General features: G+C 34.1%; 22 protein-coding genes, 1 other RNA gene and 1 other annotated feature. Of the genes, 19 read left to right on the top strand and 4 right to left on the bottom strand.

Annotation, left to right across the window (positions count from 1 at the left end; genetic code table 11):
* The first annotated feature begins 6 nt into the window (after window positions 1-6).
* From rlmB to mprF, 11 genes are all read left to right on the top strand, one after another.
* The gene (gene rlmB, locus FC80_RS07840) at window positions 7-756 is read left to right on the top strand and encodes a 23S rRNA (guanosine(2251)-2'-O)-methyltransferase RlmB (RefSeq protein WP_057829584.1); all 750 of its coding nucleotides are present in this window, start codon (window positions 7-9) and stop codon (window positions 754-756) included.
* 2 nt (window positions 757-758) lie between these two features.
* The gene (locus tag FC80_RS07835; RefSeq protein WP_057829583.1) at window positions 759-1,295 is read left to right on the top strand and encodes an NYN domain-containing protein; all 537 of its coding nucleotides are present in this window, start codon (window positions 759-761) and stop codon (window positions 1,293-1,295) included.
* 54 nt (window positions 1,296-1,349) lie between these two features.
* Entirely contained in the window at window positions 1,350-1,499 is a 150-nt protein-coding gene (gene rpmG, locus FC80_RS07830; protein ID WP_057829582.1) for a 50S ribosomal protein L33, read from the top strand.
* A 14-nt stretch (window positions 1,500-1,513) separates the two neighbouring features.
* The gene (gene secE, locus FC80_RS07825; RefSeq protein WP_057829581.1) at window positions 1,514-1,681 is read left to right on the top strand and encodes a preprotein translocase subunit SecE; all 168 of its coding nucleotides are present in this window, start codon (window positions 1,514-1,516) and stop codon (window positions 1,679-1,681) included.
* A 129-nt stretch (window positions 1,682-1,810) separates the two neighbouring features.
* On the top strand, window positions 1,811-2,362 hold the full coding sequence (gene nusG, locus FC80_RS07820; RefSeq protein ID WP_057829580.1) for a transcription termination/antitermination protein NusG: 552 nt from the start codon (window positions 1,811-1,813) through the stop codon (window positions 2,360-2,362).
* A gap of 17 nt (window positions 2,363-2,379) precedes the next feature.
* Entirely contained in the window at window positions 2,380-3,114 is a 735-nt protein-coding gene (locus FC80_RS07815; protein ID WP_057829579.1) for an alpha/beta hydrolase, read from the top strand.
* 115 nt (window positions 3,115-3,229) lie between these two features.
* On the top strand, window positions 3,230-3,655 hold the full coding sequence (gene rplK, locus FC80_RS07810) for a 50S ribosomal protein L11 (RefSeq protein ID WP_057829578.1): 426 nt from the start codon (window positions 3,230-3,232) through the stop codon (window positions 3,653-3,655).
* Between the two features lie 101 nt (window positions 3,656-3,756).
* Window positions 3,757-4,446: a 50S ribosomal protein L1 gene (gene rplA / locus FC80_RS07805; protein ID WP_057829577.1), complete on the top strand. Its 690-nt coding sequence runs from the start codon at window positions 3,757-3,759 to the stop codon at window positions 4,444-4,446.
* A 48-nt stretch (window positions 4,447-4,494) separates the two neighbouring features.
* Window positions 4,495-4,632, top strand: a sequence feature (ribosomal protein L10 leader region).
* Between the two features lie 28 nt (window positions 4,633-4,660).
* Window positions 4,661-5,164, top strand: a complete 504-nt coding sequence (gene rplJ, locus FC80_RS07800; RefSeq protein WP_057829576.1) for a 50S ribosomal protein L10 — start codon at window positions 4,661-4,663, stop codon at window positions 5,162-5,164.
* Window positions 5,165-5,202: 38 nt separating this feature from the next.
* Window positions 5,203-5,571 (top strand): 50S ribosomal protein L7/L12, encoded by a 369-nt coding sequence (gene rplL / locus FC80_RS07795; RefSeq protein ID WP_057829575.1) that lies wholly within the window; start codon window positions 5,203-5,205, stop codon window positions 5,569-5,571.
* Between the two features lie 330 nt (window positions 5,572-5,901).
* Complete coding sequence (gene mprF, locus FC80_RS07790; protein WP_057829574.1) at window positions 5,902-8,493, top strand: bifunctional lysylphosphatidylglycerol flippase/synthetase MprF; 2,592 nt, start codon at window positions 5,902-5,904, stop codon at window positions 8,491-8,493.
* 138 nt (window positions 8,494-8,631) lie between these two features.
* On the opposite strand, the gene nrdF is transcribed toward mprF, so the two are convergent.
* The 4 genes from nrdF to nrdH are packed head-to-tail and all read right to left on the bottom strand — an operon-like array spanning window position 8,632 to window position 12,368.
* Window positions 8,632-9,591 (bottom strand): class 1b ribonucleoside-diphosphate reductase subunit beta, encoded by a 960-nt coding sequence (gene nrdF, locus FC80_RS07785; protein ID WP_057829573.1) that lies wholly within the window; start codon window positions 9,589-9,591, stop codon window positions 8,632-8,634.
* A 20-nt stretch (window positions 9,592-9,611) separates the two neighbouring features.
* Window positions 9,612-11,783 (bottom strand): class 1b ribonucleoside-diphosphate reductase subunit alpha, encoded by a 2,172-nt coding sequence (nrdE, locus tag FC80_RS07780; RefSeq protein WP_057829622.1) that lies wholly within the window; start codon window positions 11,781-11,783, stop codon window positions 9,612-9,614.
* Window positions 11,758-12,141, bottom strand: a complete 384-nt coding sequence (gene nrdI / locus FC80_RS07775; protein ID WP_057829572.1) for a class Ib ribonucleoside-diphosphate reductase assembly flavoprotein NrdI — start codon at window positions 12,139-12,141, stop codon at window positions 11,758-11,760. The genes nrdE and nrdI overlap by 26 nt, the downstream gene beginning before the upstream one ends.
* Window positions 12,138-12,368: a glutaredoxin-like protein NrdH gene (nrdH, locus tag FC80_RS07770; protein ID WP_057829571.1), complete on the bottom strand. Its 231-nt coding sequence runs from the start codon at window positions 12,366-12,368 to the stop codon at window positions 12,138-12,140. The genes nrdI and nrdH overlap by 4 nt, the downstream gene beginning before the upstream one ends.
* Before the next feature lie 226 nt (window positions 12,369-12,594).
* On the opposite strand from nrdH, the gene FC80_RS07765 reads away from it, so the two are divergent.
* From FC80_RS07765 to tmk, 8 genes are all read left to right on the top strand, one after another.
* On the top strand, window positions 12,595-13,203 hold the full coding sequence (locus FC80_RS07765; protein ID WP_057829570.1) for a class I SAM-dependent methyltransferase: 609 nt from the start codon (window positions 12,595-12,597) through the stop codon (window positions 13,201-13,203).
* A gap of 15 nt (window positions 13,204-13,218) precedes the next feature.
* Window positions 13,219-13,695, top strand: a complete 477-nt coding sequence (gene tadA / locus FC80_RS07760) for a tRNA adenosine(34) deaminase TadA (protein WP_057829569.1) — start codon at window positions 13,219-13,221, stop codon at window positions 13,693-13,695.
* A 56-nt stretch (window positions 13,696-13,751) separates the two neighbouring features.
* Window positions 13,752-13,838, top strand: an RNA gene (gene ffs, locus FC80_RS09425) — signal recognition particle sRNA small type.
* A 70-nt stretch (window positions 13,839-13,908) separates the two neighbouring features.
* On the top strand, window positions 13,909-15,639 hold the full coding sequence (gene dnaX / locus FC80_RS07755) for a DNA polymerase III subunit gamma/tau (RefSeq protein WP_057829568.1): 1,731 nt from the start codon (window positions 13,909-13,911) through the stop codon (window positions 15,637-15,639).
* Window positions 15,640-15,652: 13 nt separating this feature from the next.
* Window positions 15,653-15,967, top strand: coding sequence for a YbaB/EbfC family nucleoid-associated protein (locus FC80_RS07750; RefSeq protein ID WP_057829567.1), 315 nt, complete (start codon window positions 15,653-15,655; stop codon window positions 15,965-15,967).
* Between the two features lie 30 nt (window positions 15,968-15,997).
* Window positions 15,998-16,597 carry a recombination mediator RecR gene (gene recR / locus FC80_RS07745; protein WP_057829566.1) on the top strand — a complete coding sequence of 200 codons (600 nt, stop codon included), beginning with the start codon at window positions 15,998-16,000 and terminating at the stop codon, window positions 16,595-16,597.
* A 27-nt stretch (window positions 16,598-16,624) separates the two neighbouring features.
* Complete coding sequence (locus FC80_RS07740; protein ID WP_057829565.1) at window positions 16,625-16,864, top strand: YaaL family protein; 240 nt, start codon at window positions 16,625-16,627, stop codon at window positions 16,862-16,864.
* Window positions 16,865-16,943: 79 nt separating this feature from the next.
* Entirely contained in the window at window positions 16,944-17,585 is a 642-nt protein-coding gene (gene tmk, locus FC80_RS07735; RefSeq protein WP_057829564.1) for a dTMP kinase, read from the top strand.
* Window positions 17,586-17,588: the final 3 nt, after the last annotated feature.

Below are 17,588 nucleotides of genomic sequence, written 5' to 3'. Positions count from 1 at the left end.
AAAAGTTTGGATGATGAAAAAAGAGATAACGAGTTTGTAATTGGTCGACATCCAGCGGTAGAAACGCTTAAAAGTAATCAAGATATAAATAAAGTTTTCATACAAGAGGAACTAAAAAGTGATGCAATCGGTGATATTATTAGAGCGGCACAAAAAAGAAAAATTATTGTGTCTAAAGTTCCAAAGAGTAAGTTAGACTTACTTTCAGATGGACAAAATCACCAAGGTGTTGTGGTTGCAGTGGCTGCGTATAGATATGCTAAGCTTGATGACTTATTTGAACTAGCGAAAGAAAAAAATGAGGATCCTTTTTTCTTAATACTTGATGGAATCGAAGACCCACATAATTTAGGTTCAATTATGCGAACGGCTGATGCTGCTGGGGTTCATGGTATTATTATTCCCAAAAGACGCGCGGTACAGCTGACCGCAACTGTTGCAAAAACTTCAACAGGTGCAATTGAACATGTTCCTGTCGTGAGGGTAACAAACTTGGTTCAGGTTGTAAAAGAACTTAAAAAAAAGAATGTTTGGATTTTTGGAACCGATATGGATGGAACGGATTTTCGTAGCTGGAATGCGACAGGTGCTGTTGCGCTTGTGATTGGTAATGAGGGTAAAGGAATCTCGGCGCTGCTAAAAAAAGAATGTGATGAAATGTTGACAATCCCAATGGTTGGCCATGTTCAAAGTCTAAATGCTAGTGTTGCGGCTAGCTTACTGATTTACCAAGGATTTTCTTCAAGAGGTAAGTAATTATGAAGAAGAATGTGTTAATTGTGGATGCTTATAATATGATTGGCAATTGGCCACAATTAAATAAATTGAAAATGAGTGGTCATTTAGAAGAAGCTCGTGATACTTTGTTACATTTGTTGTCCAATTATAAAAAGCAAAGAAATTATCATATTATTGTTGTTTTTGATGCAATGTATGTACCCGGTCTTAGCAAGAGTTACCAAAAATATGGATTGGAAATTATCTGGACGGCAGAAGAACAAACTGCAGATTCTTATATTGAATCACTCGCAAAAAATCTACAAACAAGACTGACACAAGTTACTGTAGCAACTAGTGATCAAGCTGAACAATGGACGATTTTTTCACAAGGTGCTTTAAGAATTCCTGCATGGGAGTTGTATCAAGATATTGTTCGGGCAAAAAAGGATGTTAAGCAGCAAACAAGAAAATACCAAGATGAGGCCTCGGTTAGACGCGTTCCATGGAACGATGAACAGTTATTGCGCTTGGCAAATTTAAGAGATAACTTATCGAAAACAAAAAGTGATAATTGACAGAAAAACTAATCTCATGTTAGAGTTAATCTGATAATCGATAGGAGAAACAATATGGCTCAGAAAAAAATAGCTTTGGCTTGTTCAGTATGTGGTTCGCGTAATTATATTATAGCTGCTAATCCAACAAGGCAAGAGCGCCTAGAAGTTAAGAAATTTTGTAAATATTGTAATAAGCATACGTTGCATCGAGAAACACGCTAAGGGAGGTTTTTTTGATGAAATTCATAAAAAGTGTTTTTAAAACTATGAAGGATACAACATGGCCAACAAAAAGGGAAGCTGTTAGTGATACAACAACTGTGATTTCAACTGCGGTGATGTTTGCTGTTTTTTTTGCTGTTGTAGATTTTCTTGTCCAATGGATAGTTAGTTTTGTTGCTTAATAATTTAAAAATGATTATTGAATAGTAGCTAATTATTTGAATTTTATGATATACTAAGTCCTGTAGCGAAAACTTCGAATGTTCGGGGTTTTTTTATTTTGTGTTTTAAATATTTAGGAGGATAAATTAATGCCAGAATCATTTGAAAAAAATTGGTACGTGTTACATACGTATTCAGGTTATGAAAACAAAGTTAGAACTAATCTAGAATCGCGTGCACAGTCAATGGGTATGGAAGATTATATTTTTAGAGTAGTTGTTCCTGAAGAAGAAGAAACGGAGACAACTAAGACAGGTAAAGACAAAGTCGAGACAAAGAAAACATTTCCTGGTTATGTTTTAGTTGAGATGGTAATGACAGATCGTTCTTGGTACGTTGCACGAAATACACCTGGGGTCACTGGATTTGTTGGATCTCACGGTGCTGGTAGCAAGCCGGCTCCATTACTTTCAGATGAGGTAGAATTAATTTTACGTCGTTTAGGGATGAGTTCTAGACATCAAGATTTTGATGTTGAAATTGGTGAATCGGTAACAATTATTGAAGGTGCTTTTAAGGGCCTTATTGGTAAAATAACTGAAATTGATAAGGAAAAAATGAAATTACGTGTTGATATCGATATGTTTGGAAGAGAAACTGCAACAGAGTTGAACTATGATCAGGTAGATAAATTAATCTAATTTTGGAAAGTGATACGATGGACAAAAAGCTAAAAATACCAACAGTTTTTATACACGGCTATGCTGGCGGGTTTTGGTCTTTTTTTAGGATGATACATTGGATGAAAAAAAATTTGTTTATCTCTAATAAAGTCGTTGTCACAATTGCTCGAAATGGAGATGTAAAATTTTCAGGGTTACCGATTTTAAACAATTCGGGAATACAGATTATATTTAAAAATGGTAAACAAATGGTTGAAGAACAAGGAATTTTTTTAGAAAAAGTATTTAGTGATTTGAAATCAATTTATCATATTAATGAATTAAATGTTATTGCCCATTCTATGGGGGCTGTTAGTGCCATGTATTTACTAACTAATTTAAAAAACGAAAAGATTCCAAAAGTAAAGAAACTAATTATGTTAGGGGCGCCATTTGCAGACGTAGAGCCTGGAATTGATGGAGACGAAGTTGAGAATATTGAACTAACAAATGAAGGAGCACCTCTAAATCAAACTACAAGATATGCCTTATTAAAAGAGGGAAGTAAAAATTTAGATGATGATATTGAGATTTTAAATATTATTGGTGATACTGATTTTGGTTTTTCAGACGGGAAAGTTTCGATTTCTTCAGCTAAAGCCTTGGAATATTTGGTAAAAGGGGTCGGGCATTATCATGAGAAAATAATAATGCACAGATGGGCAACACATCGCAGACTGCATGAAAATAATTCTATTTTTAAAAAAATTTCAAATTTTTTGATGAAATAACTTGTTTTTTATAAACTCACGTGATACCATACTATGGTATGTTTATACGTACAAGTGGGAGGTCAAATTAATATGACCATCCGTACCACACACGGACTTTAAGGAGGTATGTACCGTGGCTAAAAAAGTAATTAATGTTGTTAAATTGCAGATTCCTGCTGGAAAAGCAACACCAGCACCACCAGTTGGACCTGCTTTAGGTCAAGCTGGAATTAATATTATGGGATTCACTAAGGAATTTAATGCACGTACAGCTGATCAAGCTGGAATGTTGATTCCTGTTGTGATTTCAGTTTTCGAAGATCGTTCTTTCGAATTTGTTACAAAAACACCACCTGCAGCTATTTTATTGAAGAAGGCTGCTGGTGTTGAACATGGTTCTGGCGAGCCTAACACTAAGAAAGTTGCTACAGTTACTAAAGCACAAGTGAAAGAAATCGCTGAAACAAAAATGCAAGATCTAAACGCTGCAGATGTTGAAGCTGCAATGCGCATGATTGAAGGTACTGCACGAAGCATGGGCTTTGTTGTAGAAGACTAATTTTTCTACGGCCATGCTTCTCAGACGGGCACTCTATGAAAGTAGATGTGCCAAGTGGGAGGTATATCCGTTACACCACATTTGCAAGGAGGAAAACACAAATGGCTAAAAAGAGTAAAAAATATATTGAAGCTGCAAAGCAAGTAGAAGATAACAAGGTCTACGATGTTGCTGAAGCAGTTTCATTGATAAAGAAGATTGATTTTGCAAACTTTGATGCAACAATTGAAGTAGCATACAATTTGAACCTTGATACAAAACAAGCTGATCAACAATTACGTGGGGCTGTTGTTTTACCAAATGGTACAGGTAAAGACCAAACAGTTATCGTTTTTGCTAAAGGTGAAAAAGCTAAAGAAGCACAAGTTGCAGGAGCTGACGTTGTCGGGGATGACGATTTGGTGCAACGTATTTCTGATGGCTGGTTAGATTTTGATGTTGCTATTGCAACACCTGATATGATGGCACAAGTTGGTCGTCTCGGTAGAGTTTTAGGGCCAAAAGGTTTGATGCCAAACCCTAAGACTGGTACAGTTACAATGGATGTTACCAAAGCTGTTTCAGAATCTAAAGCTGGTAAAGTGACTTATCGTACAGATAAAGCTGGAAATGTACATGTTCCTGTTGGAAAAGTTTCATTTGCAGAAGACTCATTGATTGGTAATTTTAGTACAATCCAAGAAGTTATTGCTAAATCTCGTCCTGCATCAGTTAGAGGTCAGTATATTAAACATGTTTCACTTGCTTCAACATTTGGGCCAAGTGTAACTGTTGATGTTACAAATTTCTAAAAAAGTATTGACTTTAATTGGTTTATGCGATAAACTGATTGAGGTCAATTTTTTATAATGATTCTACCTAAGACTCAGGTGGCGAAAGCCTTAATATAGTGCCTGCCGAGGAATTTAAGTGAAATTAACTTTTACTTTGAAATTTTCTCTATGTCTTGGTGGACATAGGGTTTTTTAGTTAAGACCCTGACACAATGACTAGGAGGTGAATCAAGTGAGTAAAGAAATTATCGCAAAAAAGGCTACTATTGTTGAAGAGGTTGTTGAAAAGTTTAACGAATCTGTTTCATGTGTAGTTGTCGATTATCGTGGTGTTACAGTCGAGCAAGTGACTGAATTGCGTAAAGAATTACGTGAGGCAGGAGTTGAAATGCGTGTTATCAAAAACACATACTTAAAGCGAGCTGCTGATAAAGCTGGTTATGAAGGTTTAGATGATGTGTTTGCTGGACCAACAGCAGTTGCCTTTTCTAAAGAGGATGTTGTTGCACCTGCACGTATTCTTGCAAAATTTGCTAAGAATGTTGATGCATTAGAAATTAAGGGTGGAATGATTGAAGGTAAGGTTGCATCTTTAGAAGAAATCAACGCGCTTGCAACATTACCAAGTCGCGAAGGATTACTTTCAATGCTACTTTCAGTATTGCAAGCACCTGTGCGCAACGTTGCTTATGCTGTTAAGGCAGTTGCCGAAAGCAAAGATGGCGACGCAGCTTAATTAAAAATAAAAATTAATTTTAATGGAGGATATTAAAAATGGCATTAGATACAGAAAAAATCATTGCTGATTTAAAAGAAGCAAGCATTCTTGAATTAAACGATTTAGTTAAAGCTATCGAAGAAGAATTTGGTGTTTCAGCTGCAGCTCCAGTTGCAGCTGCAGGTGCAGCTGCTGGGGAAGCTGCTGCAGAAAAAGATTCTTTTGATGTTGAATTAACAGAATCAGGTGACCAAAAGATTAAAGCAATCAAGGTTGTTCGTGAAATTACAGGTCTTGGTTTGAAAGATGCTAAAGGTTTGGTTGATAGCGTACCTTCAATCGTTAAAGAAGGCGTTTCTAAGGACGAAGCTGAAGAAATCAAAGCTAAACTTGAAGCTGTTGGTGGAGTAATTACTCTTAAGTAGTTTCTATGGATTTTAGAAGAGTTGGGTCAGAAGTTGTATTCTGGACCAACTCTTTTTTGTGTAATCGTAGATAAAAATTTCATAAAAAATAGTGTTCTATAATAAATAAACTCTAAAGGTTTAAAAAGGTGGTTTTTGGTTTTATAAGAATTCAAAGTAATTATCCAATATAAGCAGACCTCAGCCTATCTTTTGTGGTATGTTATCCGCCAAGTTTTCCAATGATAGTCAAATCTTTTTAGTGAATTTGTTAAATTTAAAGACGTAAAAGAGCGTATTTTTAATTATTGTGGCATAATTAGGTAGATATTTAAATTAGGGGTTGGAACAATGAGAAGTAGAGTAAAACAATTGTTATCTTTTTTTGAAAAACGATGGGGATTAATTAAATTATTGTTTGTTTTTTCTGTTCTTTGGTTTGTTATCTTTGAAGTTGGAAGGATTTTTAAAGGAATATCATGGGAGGTTGTTGGCGAGAATGTAAGCTCGCAATCGCCGGTTAGTATTATTATTATGCTAGTTCTTGGTTTCGTTGCAATATTACCTATGCTTGTTTACGATTTTACAATTGTTACTTTTTTACCAGGTAAGTACTCTTGGCATGAAATCGTTAGAAGTGGATGGATTACTAATACATTTACGAACATTGCTGGTTTTGGCGGATTTTTAGGTGCAACACTTAGAGCAAATTTTTATGGGAAAAATGCTTCAAAAAAACAAGTTGTCTTTGCGTTATCTAAAATTGCAATGTTTTTATTGTCAGGATTATCCTTTTTTTGTATTGTTTCACTGATATTGATTTTTGGCTTTGGATATGATTATCGATTCAGTCAATATAGTATTTGGTTAATACTAGGCGCCATCTATTTTCCTGGGATTCTTATTTTTACGAAATTTAACAATTCTGCTTTTTTTGAAGATCTTTCATGGAAAAAAGAACTTGCGTTGATAGCAGGTTCAATCCTTGAATGGGGATTTGCGGGGTCAATGTTTATAATAGTTGGGGTAGTAATGGGCATACCCTTTAATATTGGTGAAGTCTTGGTATTGTACTTTATCGCTTCAATTATTGGAGTTATTTCACTGGTTCCTGGTGGATTAGGATCTTTTGATGTTTTTATGTTGATTGGGCTCATTAATCTAGGGGTTGTAAATAGTAAGGGAATTGCGTGGTTATTATTTTTTAGACTTTTTTATTATATAATTCCATTTTTAGTTGGTATCTTTTTATTTGTTAGAGATGCAGGAAAGAAATTGAATGTATTTCTTGATGGTATACCTAAAGCTGTGATAAGAAAAATCGCCCATGGAATGTTAACACTTTTCTTATATGTTTCAGGAGGCTTGATGTTACTTGAATCTACAGTACCTAACTTTGCATTTGGAAATTCCATGTTTATAAAATTATATCCGTATACTTTCTTTTTCTTGGATCAGTTATCAAGTATTATTTTTGCATTTTTACTTATTGGTGTCGCTAGAGGAATTGAAGCAAAGGTAAAAAAAGCATATTGGCCAACACTTTGTGTACTGCTAATAGGAGTTGTCAATACCTTATGGAGGAGTTTTTCCGTTGGAACGGCAGTTTTTTTAATTTTGGTCATGATTATTGTTGCTATCTCACGTAAAGAACTGTATCGTGAGAATTTAACATATTCGGTAAATCGAATTGTAATTGATGCATTAATATTTATTGGTGTGTTTGGATTGTATGCGACAGTTGGAATTATAAATGCACCTCAACGAGTTGTGAGATATGGGGTACCAAATGCGCTTTTATTTCCCTCAGAGAAAATCTGGTTTTCGGGATTTATAGGTATACTAATTGCTGCAATCATTTTACTTATCATTTTTAAGTATTTCACTACTAATAAAATATTCTTTGCAAATACCAGTTTTCCTGAACAGCGTATTCGGGATATCATAGATGCCTATGGTGGAAACGAGACTAGTCATCTCGCATATTTACGTGATAAGCAATTTTACTTTTTTCAATCGGAAGATCAAAAAGACCAATTATTTTTTATGTATCGTAAAAAGGATGACAAAATAATTATAATGGGTGAGCCTATTGGTAATCATGAATATTTGGGAGATGCTATAAATAAATTAATAGTCGAAGCGGATATACAAGGGTACCAACTTGTTTTTTATGAAATTGGGAATAAACTAACTTTATTATTACATGATCTTGGTTTTGATTTCTTAAAAACAGGTGAAGAAGGCTTTGTTGAATTAGATTCATTTACCTTGATAGGAAAAAAACAGCGTGCACAACGAGCATTAATGAACAAATTTGAGCGCGAGAGTTACACATTTTCATTCGAGATACCACCGTATTCCAAGGAAAAATTGGCTGAGCTTAAAGAAGTTTCAGATGATTGGTTAGACGGACAGATTGAAAAAGGATTTTCATTAGGCTTTTTTGATCCATACTATCTAAATCAGGCACCAATTGCTGTTGTGAGAGATTCTAAAGGGGAAATAATGGCTTTTGCTTCGATGATGCCAACTGGAGGTAAAAGGGTACTATCAATCGATTTAATGAGACATAAGAGCAGTGCACCTTCAGGAATAATGGATATGATATTTATAAATTTGTTTGAATATGGGAAAAAGGAACATTACGAGTTTTTTAATCTAGGAATGGCACCTCTCTCGAATGTTGGAAAGTCTCCATATAGTTTTATTGAAGAAAAAGCGGCACATTTAATATATGAGTATGGGTATCATATATATGGATTTCAGGGGCTTCGAGCATATAAAGAAAAATATGTTACCAACTGGTATCCTAAATATACTGCGTATAGACGTCGAAGCTCTGTTATTGTAACTATGAGTGAAGTGGCTAGTGTGGTCAATCAATCGTCAAAAGCAAGAAAAAAACTTTTTTCATGGACCACGTTATTCAATAAGCAATGAAAATTTTTTTGAAATCTAGCTATGTATATCATAGAAAAGCAGTGAATTGAATAAGAAATATAATTAAAAAAGCTTCATCAAGAGAAGACATTTTAGCATTCTCTTGATGAAACTTTTTCTTACTATATAAAAAATCAGTTAACTACCAATATTATAGTCATCATCTGACATGGGTTCAACATCACCTAACAGATAACCATTTCCTACTTGAGAAAAGAAATCATGGTTGGATGTTGAAGTTGAGATACCATTCATGACTACTGGATCAACATCATCCACGGTATCAGGAAATAAAGCATCGAGTCCTAGATTCATTAGGGCTTTGTTTGCGTTGTAACGTAAAAAGGCGAGCACTTTTTCAGTCCAACCAACAGAATCATAAAGTTCGTGGGTATATTTTTCTTCATTAGCATATAAATCGTATAACAAGTCATAAATCCAAGCTAGTAATTCACTTTGCTGATCTTCATCAAGTGTGCGGAATCCAAGCTGGAATTTGTATCCGATATATGTTCCATGCACAGATTCATCCCGTAAAATCAATTTTATAATTTCACCAACATTAGCTAGTTTATTATGGCCAAGCCAATATAAAGGTGTATAAAAGCCTGAATAAAACAGAAAAGTCTCAAGGAATACGGAAGCAACTTTTTTTTCCAAGGGGCTTCCATTATGATATATTTCAGTAATTTTATTTGCTTTGTACTGCAAATATTTATTTGTATGAGTCCATTCAAAGATTTCATCTATTTCCTTAGAAGTGTTTAATGTTGAAAAAATAGATGAATAACTTTTGGCATGAACTGATTCCATAAATTGGATGTTATTTAAGACTGCACGTTCATGTTGAGTTCTGATATCTTTCATCAAAGAGTCCATACCATCTTGTGATTGAACTGTATCTAAAAGAGTTAAGCCGCCAAAAACGTGAGCAACGACTTCTTTATTGTTATCATTGAATTTACGCCAATCAGATAAATCATTTGATAAGGGAATTCGAGTGTCTAACCAAAATTGTTCAGTTAATTTTTCCCAAGTAGCTTTATCAATCTGATCTTCAAGTTTATTCCAATTAATTGCTCGATAAAAATCTTTCATTATTAAGGCTCCTTAATTATTTAGATGACACAACTTTCACATTCATTTGCACCAACTTCATTTTGATCATCAGTAAAGGTTCGGACATAATAGACCGATTTAATTCCCTTGGAATGCGCGTAATTACGCAAAATCGTTAAATCACGAGTAGTCATTTTATTAGTACGACCATCTTTCCATTCATAGAGACCTTCTGGAATTGTTGAGCGCATAAATAATGTCATACTCATTCCTTGATCTATGTGTTGTTGTGCAGCAGCATAAACATCGATTACTTTTCGCATATCCGTATCATAAGCAGACTTGTAATAAGGAATAGTATCGTTGGAGAGATAAGGTGCGGGGTAATAAATTTTCCCTATTTTTCTTTCTTGACGCTCTTCAATTCGATTGATTATTGGATGTAAACTAGCGGTAGTGTCATTAATATAAGAGATTGATCCATTAGGAGCAACGGCAAGGCGATTTTGATGATATAGGCCATTTTCCATAATAGCGTTTTTTAAATTCTCCCAATCTTCCTTTGAAGGAACAAAAATATTATCAAAAATAGCCTTTACTTTCTCTGTAGTAGGTTGAAAATCTTGGCTAATATATTTCTCAAAGTAAGATCCATCGGCATAAGAACTTTTTTCAAAACCATCAAAAGTAATTTTTCTTTCAGTTGCAATTTTATTTGAGGATTTTAAAGTCCAATAGTTTAACAACATAAAGTAAATATTAGTGAAATCCAGAGATTCTTTTGAGCCATAAAAAATATGGTTTTTAGCAAAAAAAGCATGTAAGCCCATTGCACCAAGACCAATTGTATGTGAAAGATGATTGCCATGTTGAATTGATGGTACCACGTCAATTTCAGAGTTATCAGTAACAAAAGTTAGTGCTCGAACCATGGAATCTACTGAATTTCCAAAATCAGGAGACGCCATTAAGTTTACAATATTGGTTGATCCTAAATTACAACTAATATCTGTACCTAATTCATCAAAATTTTGAGTATTATTAACAACTGAAGGCTTTTGCACCTGCAAAATTTCGGTACAAAGATTACTCATTATAATTTTTCCGTTAATTGGGTTTTCACGATTGGCAGTATCGATATTAATAATATAAGGGTATCCTGATTCTTGCTGCAATTTACTAATTTCTGTTTCGAGATCACGAGCTAATATTTTCTTTTTTGGTATATTAGGGTTTGCAACGAGGTTATTATATTCTTTTGTAATATCAATATATGAAAAAGGTTTTCCATATTCACGTTCTACCCCCCATGGATCAAAAAGATACATCGACTCATTATTACGAGCGAGTTCATAAAATTTGTCAGGGACAATTAATCCCAATGAAAGTGTTTTAACACGTATTTTTTCATCGGCGTTTTCTTTTTTTGCTGACAAAAAGGAAATAACATCTGGATGGAAAATGTTTAAGTAAACAACACCGGCACCTTGGCGTTGACCCAATTGATTTGAATAAGAAAAACTATCCTCTAGTAATTTCATGACTGGTACAACACCTGAAGCAGCACCTTGAATATTCTTAATTGGTGCACCAGCACCACGCAAATTGCTAAGTGTGATACCCACGCCACCACCAATGCGTGATAATTGTAAAGCTGAGTTAATTCCACGCCCAATTGAGTTCATGTCATCTGTAACTTGAATTAAAAAACAAGAAACAAGTTCACCACGACGTTTTCTTCCTGCGTTTAAAAAAGATGGCGTTGCGGGTTGGTAGCGTTGATGAACGATTTCATCAGCCAGTGAAAGTGCTAATTTTTCGTCACCATCAGCAAAAAATAAAGCGTTAGCAGCAACACGGTCAATGAAACTTTCGAGATATAATTCGTTATCGTTAGTTTTTAATGAATATTGTGCATAAAACTTATAAGCAGCCATAAATGTTTTAAAAGTGAAATTTTGTTTCTCAAGAAATGAATACAAACTTTTTATGAACTGAAAACTATATTTTTCAATAAACTCTTTTTCAAGATAATCATTTTCAATCAAATAGCTAAACCGTTCCTCAAGTGAAGAAAAGCTCATCAAATTTGGTTCGATATTCTCTTTCAAAAAAGCACTAAGAGCCTCTTTATCTTTATTAAGAGGTATCTGCCCATTTACAGGAATGTTAATCTCATTGTTTAAGTCATAATATGTAACTTTATCACTGTCCAATTGTTTTAGTGTCAATTTCATTCACCACTTTCTTAAAATTCATGACATCCTTAGAAGTACCGCTAAATTCAAAAGTATACACCAAAGGGACTTGATAGTCATGGGCAATATCTTTTGCTGTAAAAACAAAAAGTTCGGCAAAATTGCGATTACCTGTGCCTGCGACTGCAAGCAAATTTTGCCGATTAACACTATAATTTAGAAAATCCTCAACGGGTTCGGTAATTTCCTTTTCATAAGTTGGAACCACTAAGATATAGGGTTCACTGACTTCAATAAAAGGATTGGTCGGTGTAATTTCGACACTTTGAAGGTTCAGTTTGCTAATGAACCTTCTTGTCTGACCGGTAACACTAAAAAAAACAATTTTCATTGCACTACCAGGTTCCTTAATAAATCTGGACGAAAGCCATTGATAATAGGATCATTGTTGTCTTCGATAACTGGAACAGAACGAAATCCCTTTTCTTTTAAATAATCAATATATTCTGGTTCTGTATTGATATTGTGTTCTTCAAAGGAAATATTGTGTTCACTTAAGAACTTTTTTGTCATTTTACATTGAATACAGTTGTTTTTTGTATAAATAGATAAACTCATAACTAGCACCTCTTATTAATTTGTTGTATGATTAGTATACATCATTTATCGAAATAAGCAAGCAACAAATACCACATGTGGTATTTGTTGCTTTTATTAATATACGATATATGGTGTTTTTGCTTAAACCAGTAAAAATGGTAGAATTATATGGTGTTTGGGTAATGTGGTAGATATGCGATAGATTTTAGTAATAGAGGTGTAATTTAAAAAAGGTAGGGCACAAATGGAAAATTATTATTATTCTAAGAATCCGGAAGTTAAGCACGAAGAAAAAAAATGGGATTTTCAAATATTAGGTAACAAAATTAATTTTGTAACAGATAATGGAGTTTTTTCGAAGACAACTGTTGATTATGGGTCTCGTGCATTGATTGATAATGCAAAAATTGAAGAAATCAAAACAGGACATATCTTGGATTTAGGATGCGGATATGGACCGATTGGATTGGGAGTTGCTAAGCAAAATACAAAGTTGACTGTTGATATGGTTGATGTTAATGAGCTTGCTCTTAACTTAGCAAAAAAAAATGCAGAATTAAATAATATTTCAAATGTTAATATTTGGGAATCTGATGTGTACACTAATGTTAAATATACAGATTATGATTTGATTTTGTCAAACCCACCAATTCGTGCTGGGAAAAAAGTTGTTTCTCAAATTTTGATTGAGGCAGTTAATCATATTAAAATTGGCGGTAGATTAATTATTGTGATTCAGAAAAAACAAGGTGCACCATCAGCAAAAAAAACGATGGAGTCAGTCTTTGGAAATTGTCAAGTTCTCGCCCGAGATAAGGGATATTTTATTTTAGAAAGTATAAAGATTATTTAAAATTGGAGGTAAACTATGGTTTTAAATGATTTGCAAAAAAAATATTTTATGAATGAGGCTCTTTATGAAGCAAAAAAAGCTGCTCAGATTGGTGAGGTGCCAATCGGATGTATAGTTGTGCTGAATGGCGAAATTATTGGGCGTGGTCATAATCTGAGAGAACATGCACAAGATGCAACAATGCACGCTGAAATTTTAGCTATACAAGAAGCAAATGCAAATCGCAAGAGTTGGCGATTGCCAGAAGCCCAGTTGTTTGTAACACTTGAACCGTGTCCAATGTGCAGTGGGGCAATCTTAAATTCAAGAATTAAAGAAGTTTATTATGGTGCTAAAGACCCTAAAGCTGGGGCAGTAGATTCATTAATAAATTTACTGGGCGATAGCCGGTTTAATCATCAAGCAACTGTTGAAAATGGAATATTAGAAGAAGAGTGTGCACAATTACTTAAGACCTTTTTCAAAAATATCAGGTTAAAAAGAAAAAAATGAAAGTAGAAACACTAGCATTTTTTTCTTTTTTCATGTATCATAGTATATGCCGCAAGGCCTTGGGACAATGTTGTCCTTGTGAACCGTGTCAGGTCCGGAAGGAAGCAGCACTAAGCTCGGTTCGGCATGTGTCTCAAGTTAATATGACATTCACCTCCTGACTGCCTTTTGGTCGGGAGTTTTTTTTAAATTGCAATGGATAGGAGTGTTAATATGGGATATCAGGCCCTATATCGAGTTTGGAGGCCGCAAAGATTCATTGATTTAGTTGGTCAAAAGATGATAACGCAAACTTTACAAAATGCAATTATAACTAAGCAGACAAGTCATGCCTACCTCTTTACGGGTCCTAGAGGGACAGGGAAAACATCTGCGGCTAAAATTTTTGCAAAAGCAATAAACTGTCCTAATGCTAATAATGGGGAGCCTTGTAATGAATGTGAGACTTGTTTAGCAATTACGGAAGGTCGGTTAAATGATGTTATCGAAATCGATGCTGCGTCTAATAATGGAGTTGACGAGATTCGAGATATTAGAGACAAGGTCAAGTATGCGCCAACGCAATCTGAATATAAGATATATATTATTGATGAGGTACATATGCTGTCTGCAGGGGCTTTTAATGCACTATTAAAAACTCTTGAAGAACCTCCAAGCAATGTTGTGTTCATTTTAGCAACAACTGAACCACATAAGATACCTGCAACAATAATATCAAGAACACAGAGATTTGATTTCAAAAGAATTAGTAATGCTGATATTATTGAAAGAATGCAATTTATTTTAGATGAAAAAAAAATTGTATATGAGAAATCAGCATTGAAAATAATAGCAAAGACATCAGCTGGTGGAATGCGAGATGCTTTAAGCATATTAGATCAGGTTCTTTCTTTTGGAAATGGCACCGTAACCTTGGATAATGCTTTGTTAGTGACTGGCACTGTAACGAGGGAAAAAATTAATTTTTATTTAGAAAACATTTTTAAAGGAGATACAGGCCAAGCCTTGCAAGTATTACAGCAAATCCTTAATGAAGGAAAGAATCCAAACCGTTTTGTAGAGGAAATAATCGATTTTTGTAGAGATTTATTATTATATAAGGCGTCTCCAACTATAATTGAGCAAGATGATTTGATGGATGTAGACGCAAAATTTAAAGATTTAGCAAATAATATCACAGTAGAGTCAATATATCAGGCAATTGATATATTGAATGAACAACAAGAAAATATGAGGTTTTCAGCACATTCAGATGTTTACATTGAGGTTTTGACAGTCAAATTGTCACAAATAACGAAAAAAGGAGAGTTAGTATCAGACGAGAGTTATACTGATTTTGAAGAAAAGGTTACAGATTTAAAAAAACAAGTTAATGAGCTAAAAAAAATTGTTATTGATTTACAAAAAGATAATAATAAAAAAACTTCTCGTGGCGAAGGCAGCAAACCTGCTAAAGTTTCAAAAAGAACTAGTGTAACAGTTGATCTAAAGAAAGTATATCCAATTCTCGCAGATGCTACTCGAGATACACTGACAGAATTGAAGGAAATTTGGCCTGATCTTATGAATATGTTGTCAATTACACAACGTGCTATTATGAATGTAAGTAATCCTGTGGCAGCAAGTGCCAAGGGTGTTATTGTAAGCTTTGATTATGATTTTTTGTTTGAAAAAGCAGAAGAAAATGAAGGATTAAAGAAGCAACTAACTGAAGGATTAGAAAGACTAGTTGGAAAAGATTATAAGATATTATTCATGCCAAAGGAAAAGTGGCCAGAGATTCGGAAAAATTACCTCAATGAACACAAAGAACTTGTTGAAAAAAAAGTTCATACAACAGATGAAAATAATAAGAAATTAAATGATAGTGATCCTCAAATTGAGGCTGCAAAGGGACTGTTTGGACAGGATTTTAATGAGATAGTAAAAATAAAGGAAGATTAAGGAGAAATTAACTATGATGCGTGGAATGGGAAATATGCAAGGTATGATGAAACAAATGCAAAAAATGCAAAAAAATATGAAAAAGGACCAAGAAGAACTTGAAAAGCAAGAATTCATAGGTAAATCAGCAAATGATTTAGTAGTAGTAACTTTTGATGGAAAAAAAGAAATGAAAGATATTCAAATTAAAAAAGAAGCTGTTGATCCTGAAGATATTGATATGTTACAAGATTTAGTAGTAATGGCAGTTAATGATGCAATTAATAAAATTGATAAGCAAACACAACAGACGATGGGTAAGTATACTCAAAATATTCCGGGATTTTAAAATAATAATTAGTCAAAGGAGAATATTGTTATGCAATATCCAGAACCAATTGCAAGACTAATTGATAGTTATTTAAAATTACCAGGAATTGGTGAAAAAACTGCTACAAGATTAGCCTTTTTTACAATTGATATGCAAGAAGAAGATGTTATAAATTTTTCGCATTCATTAGTGGATGCAAAAAAGAATTTACATTACTGTAGTATATGTGGAAATATAACAGAAAATGATCCTTGTATTATTTGTGCAGATAAACAACGTGATCGGACTAAGGTCATCGTTGTAGAGCAACCAAAGGATGTAATGTCACTAGAAAGAATGCGTGAATATCACGGGTTATATCATGTTTTGCATGGTGTTTTATCACCAATGGAAGGAAAAGGCCCAGAAGATATTAACATTACGAGCTTGGTTAAAAGACTCCAAAAAAATAGTGAATTAACAGAAGTGATTATTGCAACTAATGCCACTCCTGAAGGTGAAGCTACTGCTATGTATATTTCACGCTTAATTAAGCCAGCTAAAATAAAAGTGACAAGATTGGCGCATGGATTGGCAGTGGGTAGTGATATTGAATATGCTGATGAAATGACTCTTTTCAAGGCAATAGAGGGGCGCCAAGAAATATAGGGATACAGTGGTGAGGAGTGATCAAGGATGTTCGGCAAAAAAAAGCAAAAATTAAGAAATAAGTATGATGCATTGCTTCTCGATGCAATTGATTTAGCAGCTGCACAATGGGAACACGCAAAACAAACTCAAAGAAGTGTTAGAGAAGAAGATAGTGAATTAATTGCCCAAACAAAATTAGAAGGGGCAAAATATGCTTTTTTGTATGCGGAAGCACGAAGAAGAAAGGTTAGAGGACGTGTGCAGTCTTCGATAATTGAACATTAATTTTTTAGAAGAGATTGTTAGACAGCTAAGATATAGTAAAGTAAAATAGAACTATCAGTAAGTTAGTGAGGTCAATTGTGTGAGAGGAAAATTTGTAACTTTTGAGGGACCTGAAGGATCCGGGAAGACGAGCGTATTAAAGGCAATATCCAGTGAATTGCAACAAAGGGGTAATCAAGAATATATTTTGACTAGAGAACCTGGGGGGAATCGGATATCAGAGGCAATTCGTAATATAATATTAGACACCAGATTGACTGAAATGGATGCTAGAACAGAGGCACTATTATATGCTGCTGCTAGAAGACAACACCTAGTTGAAAGTGTTTTCCCTGCTCTTTCCAAAGGAAAACTAGTTTTATGTGATCGCTTTGTAGATAGTTCAGTTGTTTATCAGGGGGCTGGCAGAGGATTAGGGGAACAAGAAATCTTACAAATGAACCAATTTGCTACTGAGGGGTTAATACCTGATGTTACGTTTTACTTTGATTTGTTACCAGAAGTTGGTTTAACTAGAATAAATGAGCACAGGCAAAATGAAATAAACAGATTAGATCAAGAATCTTTGGCTTTCCATAACAAGGTGCATGAAGCATATTTAGAACTAGCAAAAGAAAATCCTACACGAATTATTTTAATTGATGCGACACAAACATTAAAAAAAGTTATTGACCAAACAATTGAGCAATTAAAAACTAAATTACCAGACTTTTTTAATTAAGGA

The sequence above is a fragment of the Liquorilactobacillus cacaonum DSM 21116 genome (assembly GCF_001436735.1).
Lineage (GTDB): Bacteria > Bacillota > Bacilli > Lactobacillales > Lactobacillaceae > Liquorilactobacillus > Liquorilactobacillus cacaonum.
Note: the sequence above shows the minus strand (reverse complement) of the source record. Positions and strands in the feature narration are given on the sequence as shown.

Excerpts from the sequence above, each read along its gene's own strand:
- nrdF (WP_057829573.1), bottom strand. The coding sequence starts at position 9,591 with ATGAAAGATTTTTATCGAGCAATTAATTGGAATAAACTTGAAGATCAG.
- recR (WP_057829566.1), top strand. The coding sequence starts at position 15,998 with ATGCAATATCCAGAACCAATTGCAAGACTAATTGATAGTTATTTAAAA.
- nrdH (WP_057829571.1), bottom strand. The coding sequence starts at position 12,368 with ATGAGTTTATCTATTTATACAAAAAACAACTGTATTCAATGTAAAATG.
- tadA (WP_057829569.1), top strand. The coding sequence starts at position 13,219 with ATGGTTTTAAATGATTTGCAAAAAAAATATTTTATGAATGAGGCTCTT.
- rplA (WP_057829577.1), top strand. The coding sequence starts at position 3,757 with ATGGCTAAAAAGAGTAAAAAATATATTGAAGCTGCAAAGCAAGTAGAA.
- FC80_RS07815 (WP_057829579.1), top strand. The coding sequence starts at position 2,380 with ATGGACAAAAAGCTAAAAATACCAACAGTTTTTATACACGGCTATGCT.
- nusG (WP_057829580.1), top strand. The coding sequence starts at position 1,811 with ATGCCAGAATCATTTGAAAAAAATTGGTACGTGTTACATACGTATTCA.
- dnaX (WP_057829568.1), top strand. The coding sequence starts at position 13,909 with ATGGGATATCAGGCCCTATATCGAGTTTGGAGGCCGCAAAGATTCATT.
- rpmG (WP_057829582.1), top strand. The coding sequence starts at position 1,350 with ATGGCTCAGAAAAAAATAGCTTTGGCTTGTTCAGTATGTGGTTCGCGT.
- secE (WP_057829581.1), top strand. The coding sequence starts at position 1,514 with ATGAAATTCATAAAAAGTGTTTTTAAAACTATGAAGGATACAACATGG.
- FC80_RS07740 (WP_057829565.1), top strand. The coding sequence starts at position 16,625 with ATGTTCGGCAAAAAAAAGCAAAAATTAAGAAATAAGTATGATGCATTG.
- mprF (WP_057829574.1), top strand. The coding sequence starts at position 5,902 with ATGAGAAGTAGAGTAAAACAATTGTTATCTTTTTTTGAAAAACGATGG.
- FC80_RS07750 (WP_057829567.1), top strand. The coding sequence starts at position 15,653 with ATGATGCGTGGAATGGGAAATATGCAAGGTATGATGAAACAAATGCAA.
- rplL (WP_057829575.1), top strand. The coding sequence starts at position 5,203 with ATGGCATTAGATACAGAAAAAATCATTGCTGATTTAAAAGAAGCAAGC.
- FC80_RS07765 (WP_057829570.1), top strand. The coding sequence starts at position 12,595 with ATGGAAAATTATTATTATTCTAAGAATCCGGAAGTTAAGCACGAAGAA.
- nrdI (WP_057829572.1), bottom strand. The coding sequence starts at position 12,141 with ATGAAAATTGTTTTTTTTAGTGTTACCGGTCAGACAAGAAGGTTCATT.
- FC80_RS07835 (WP_057829583.1), top strand. The coding sequence starts at position 759 with ATGAAGAAGAATGTGTTAATTGTGGATGCTTATAATATGATTGGCAAT.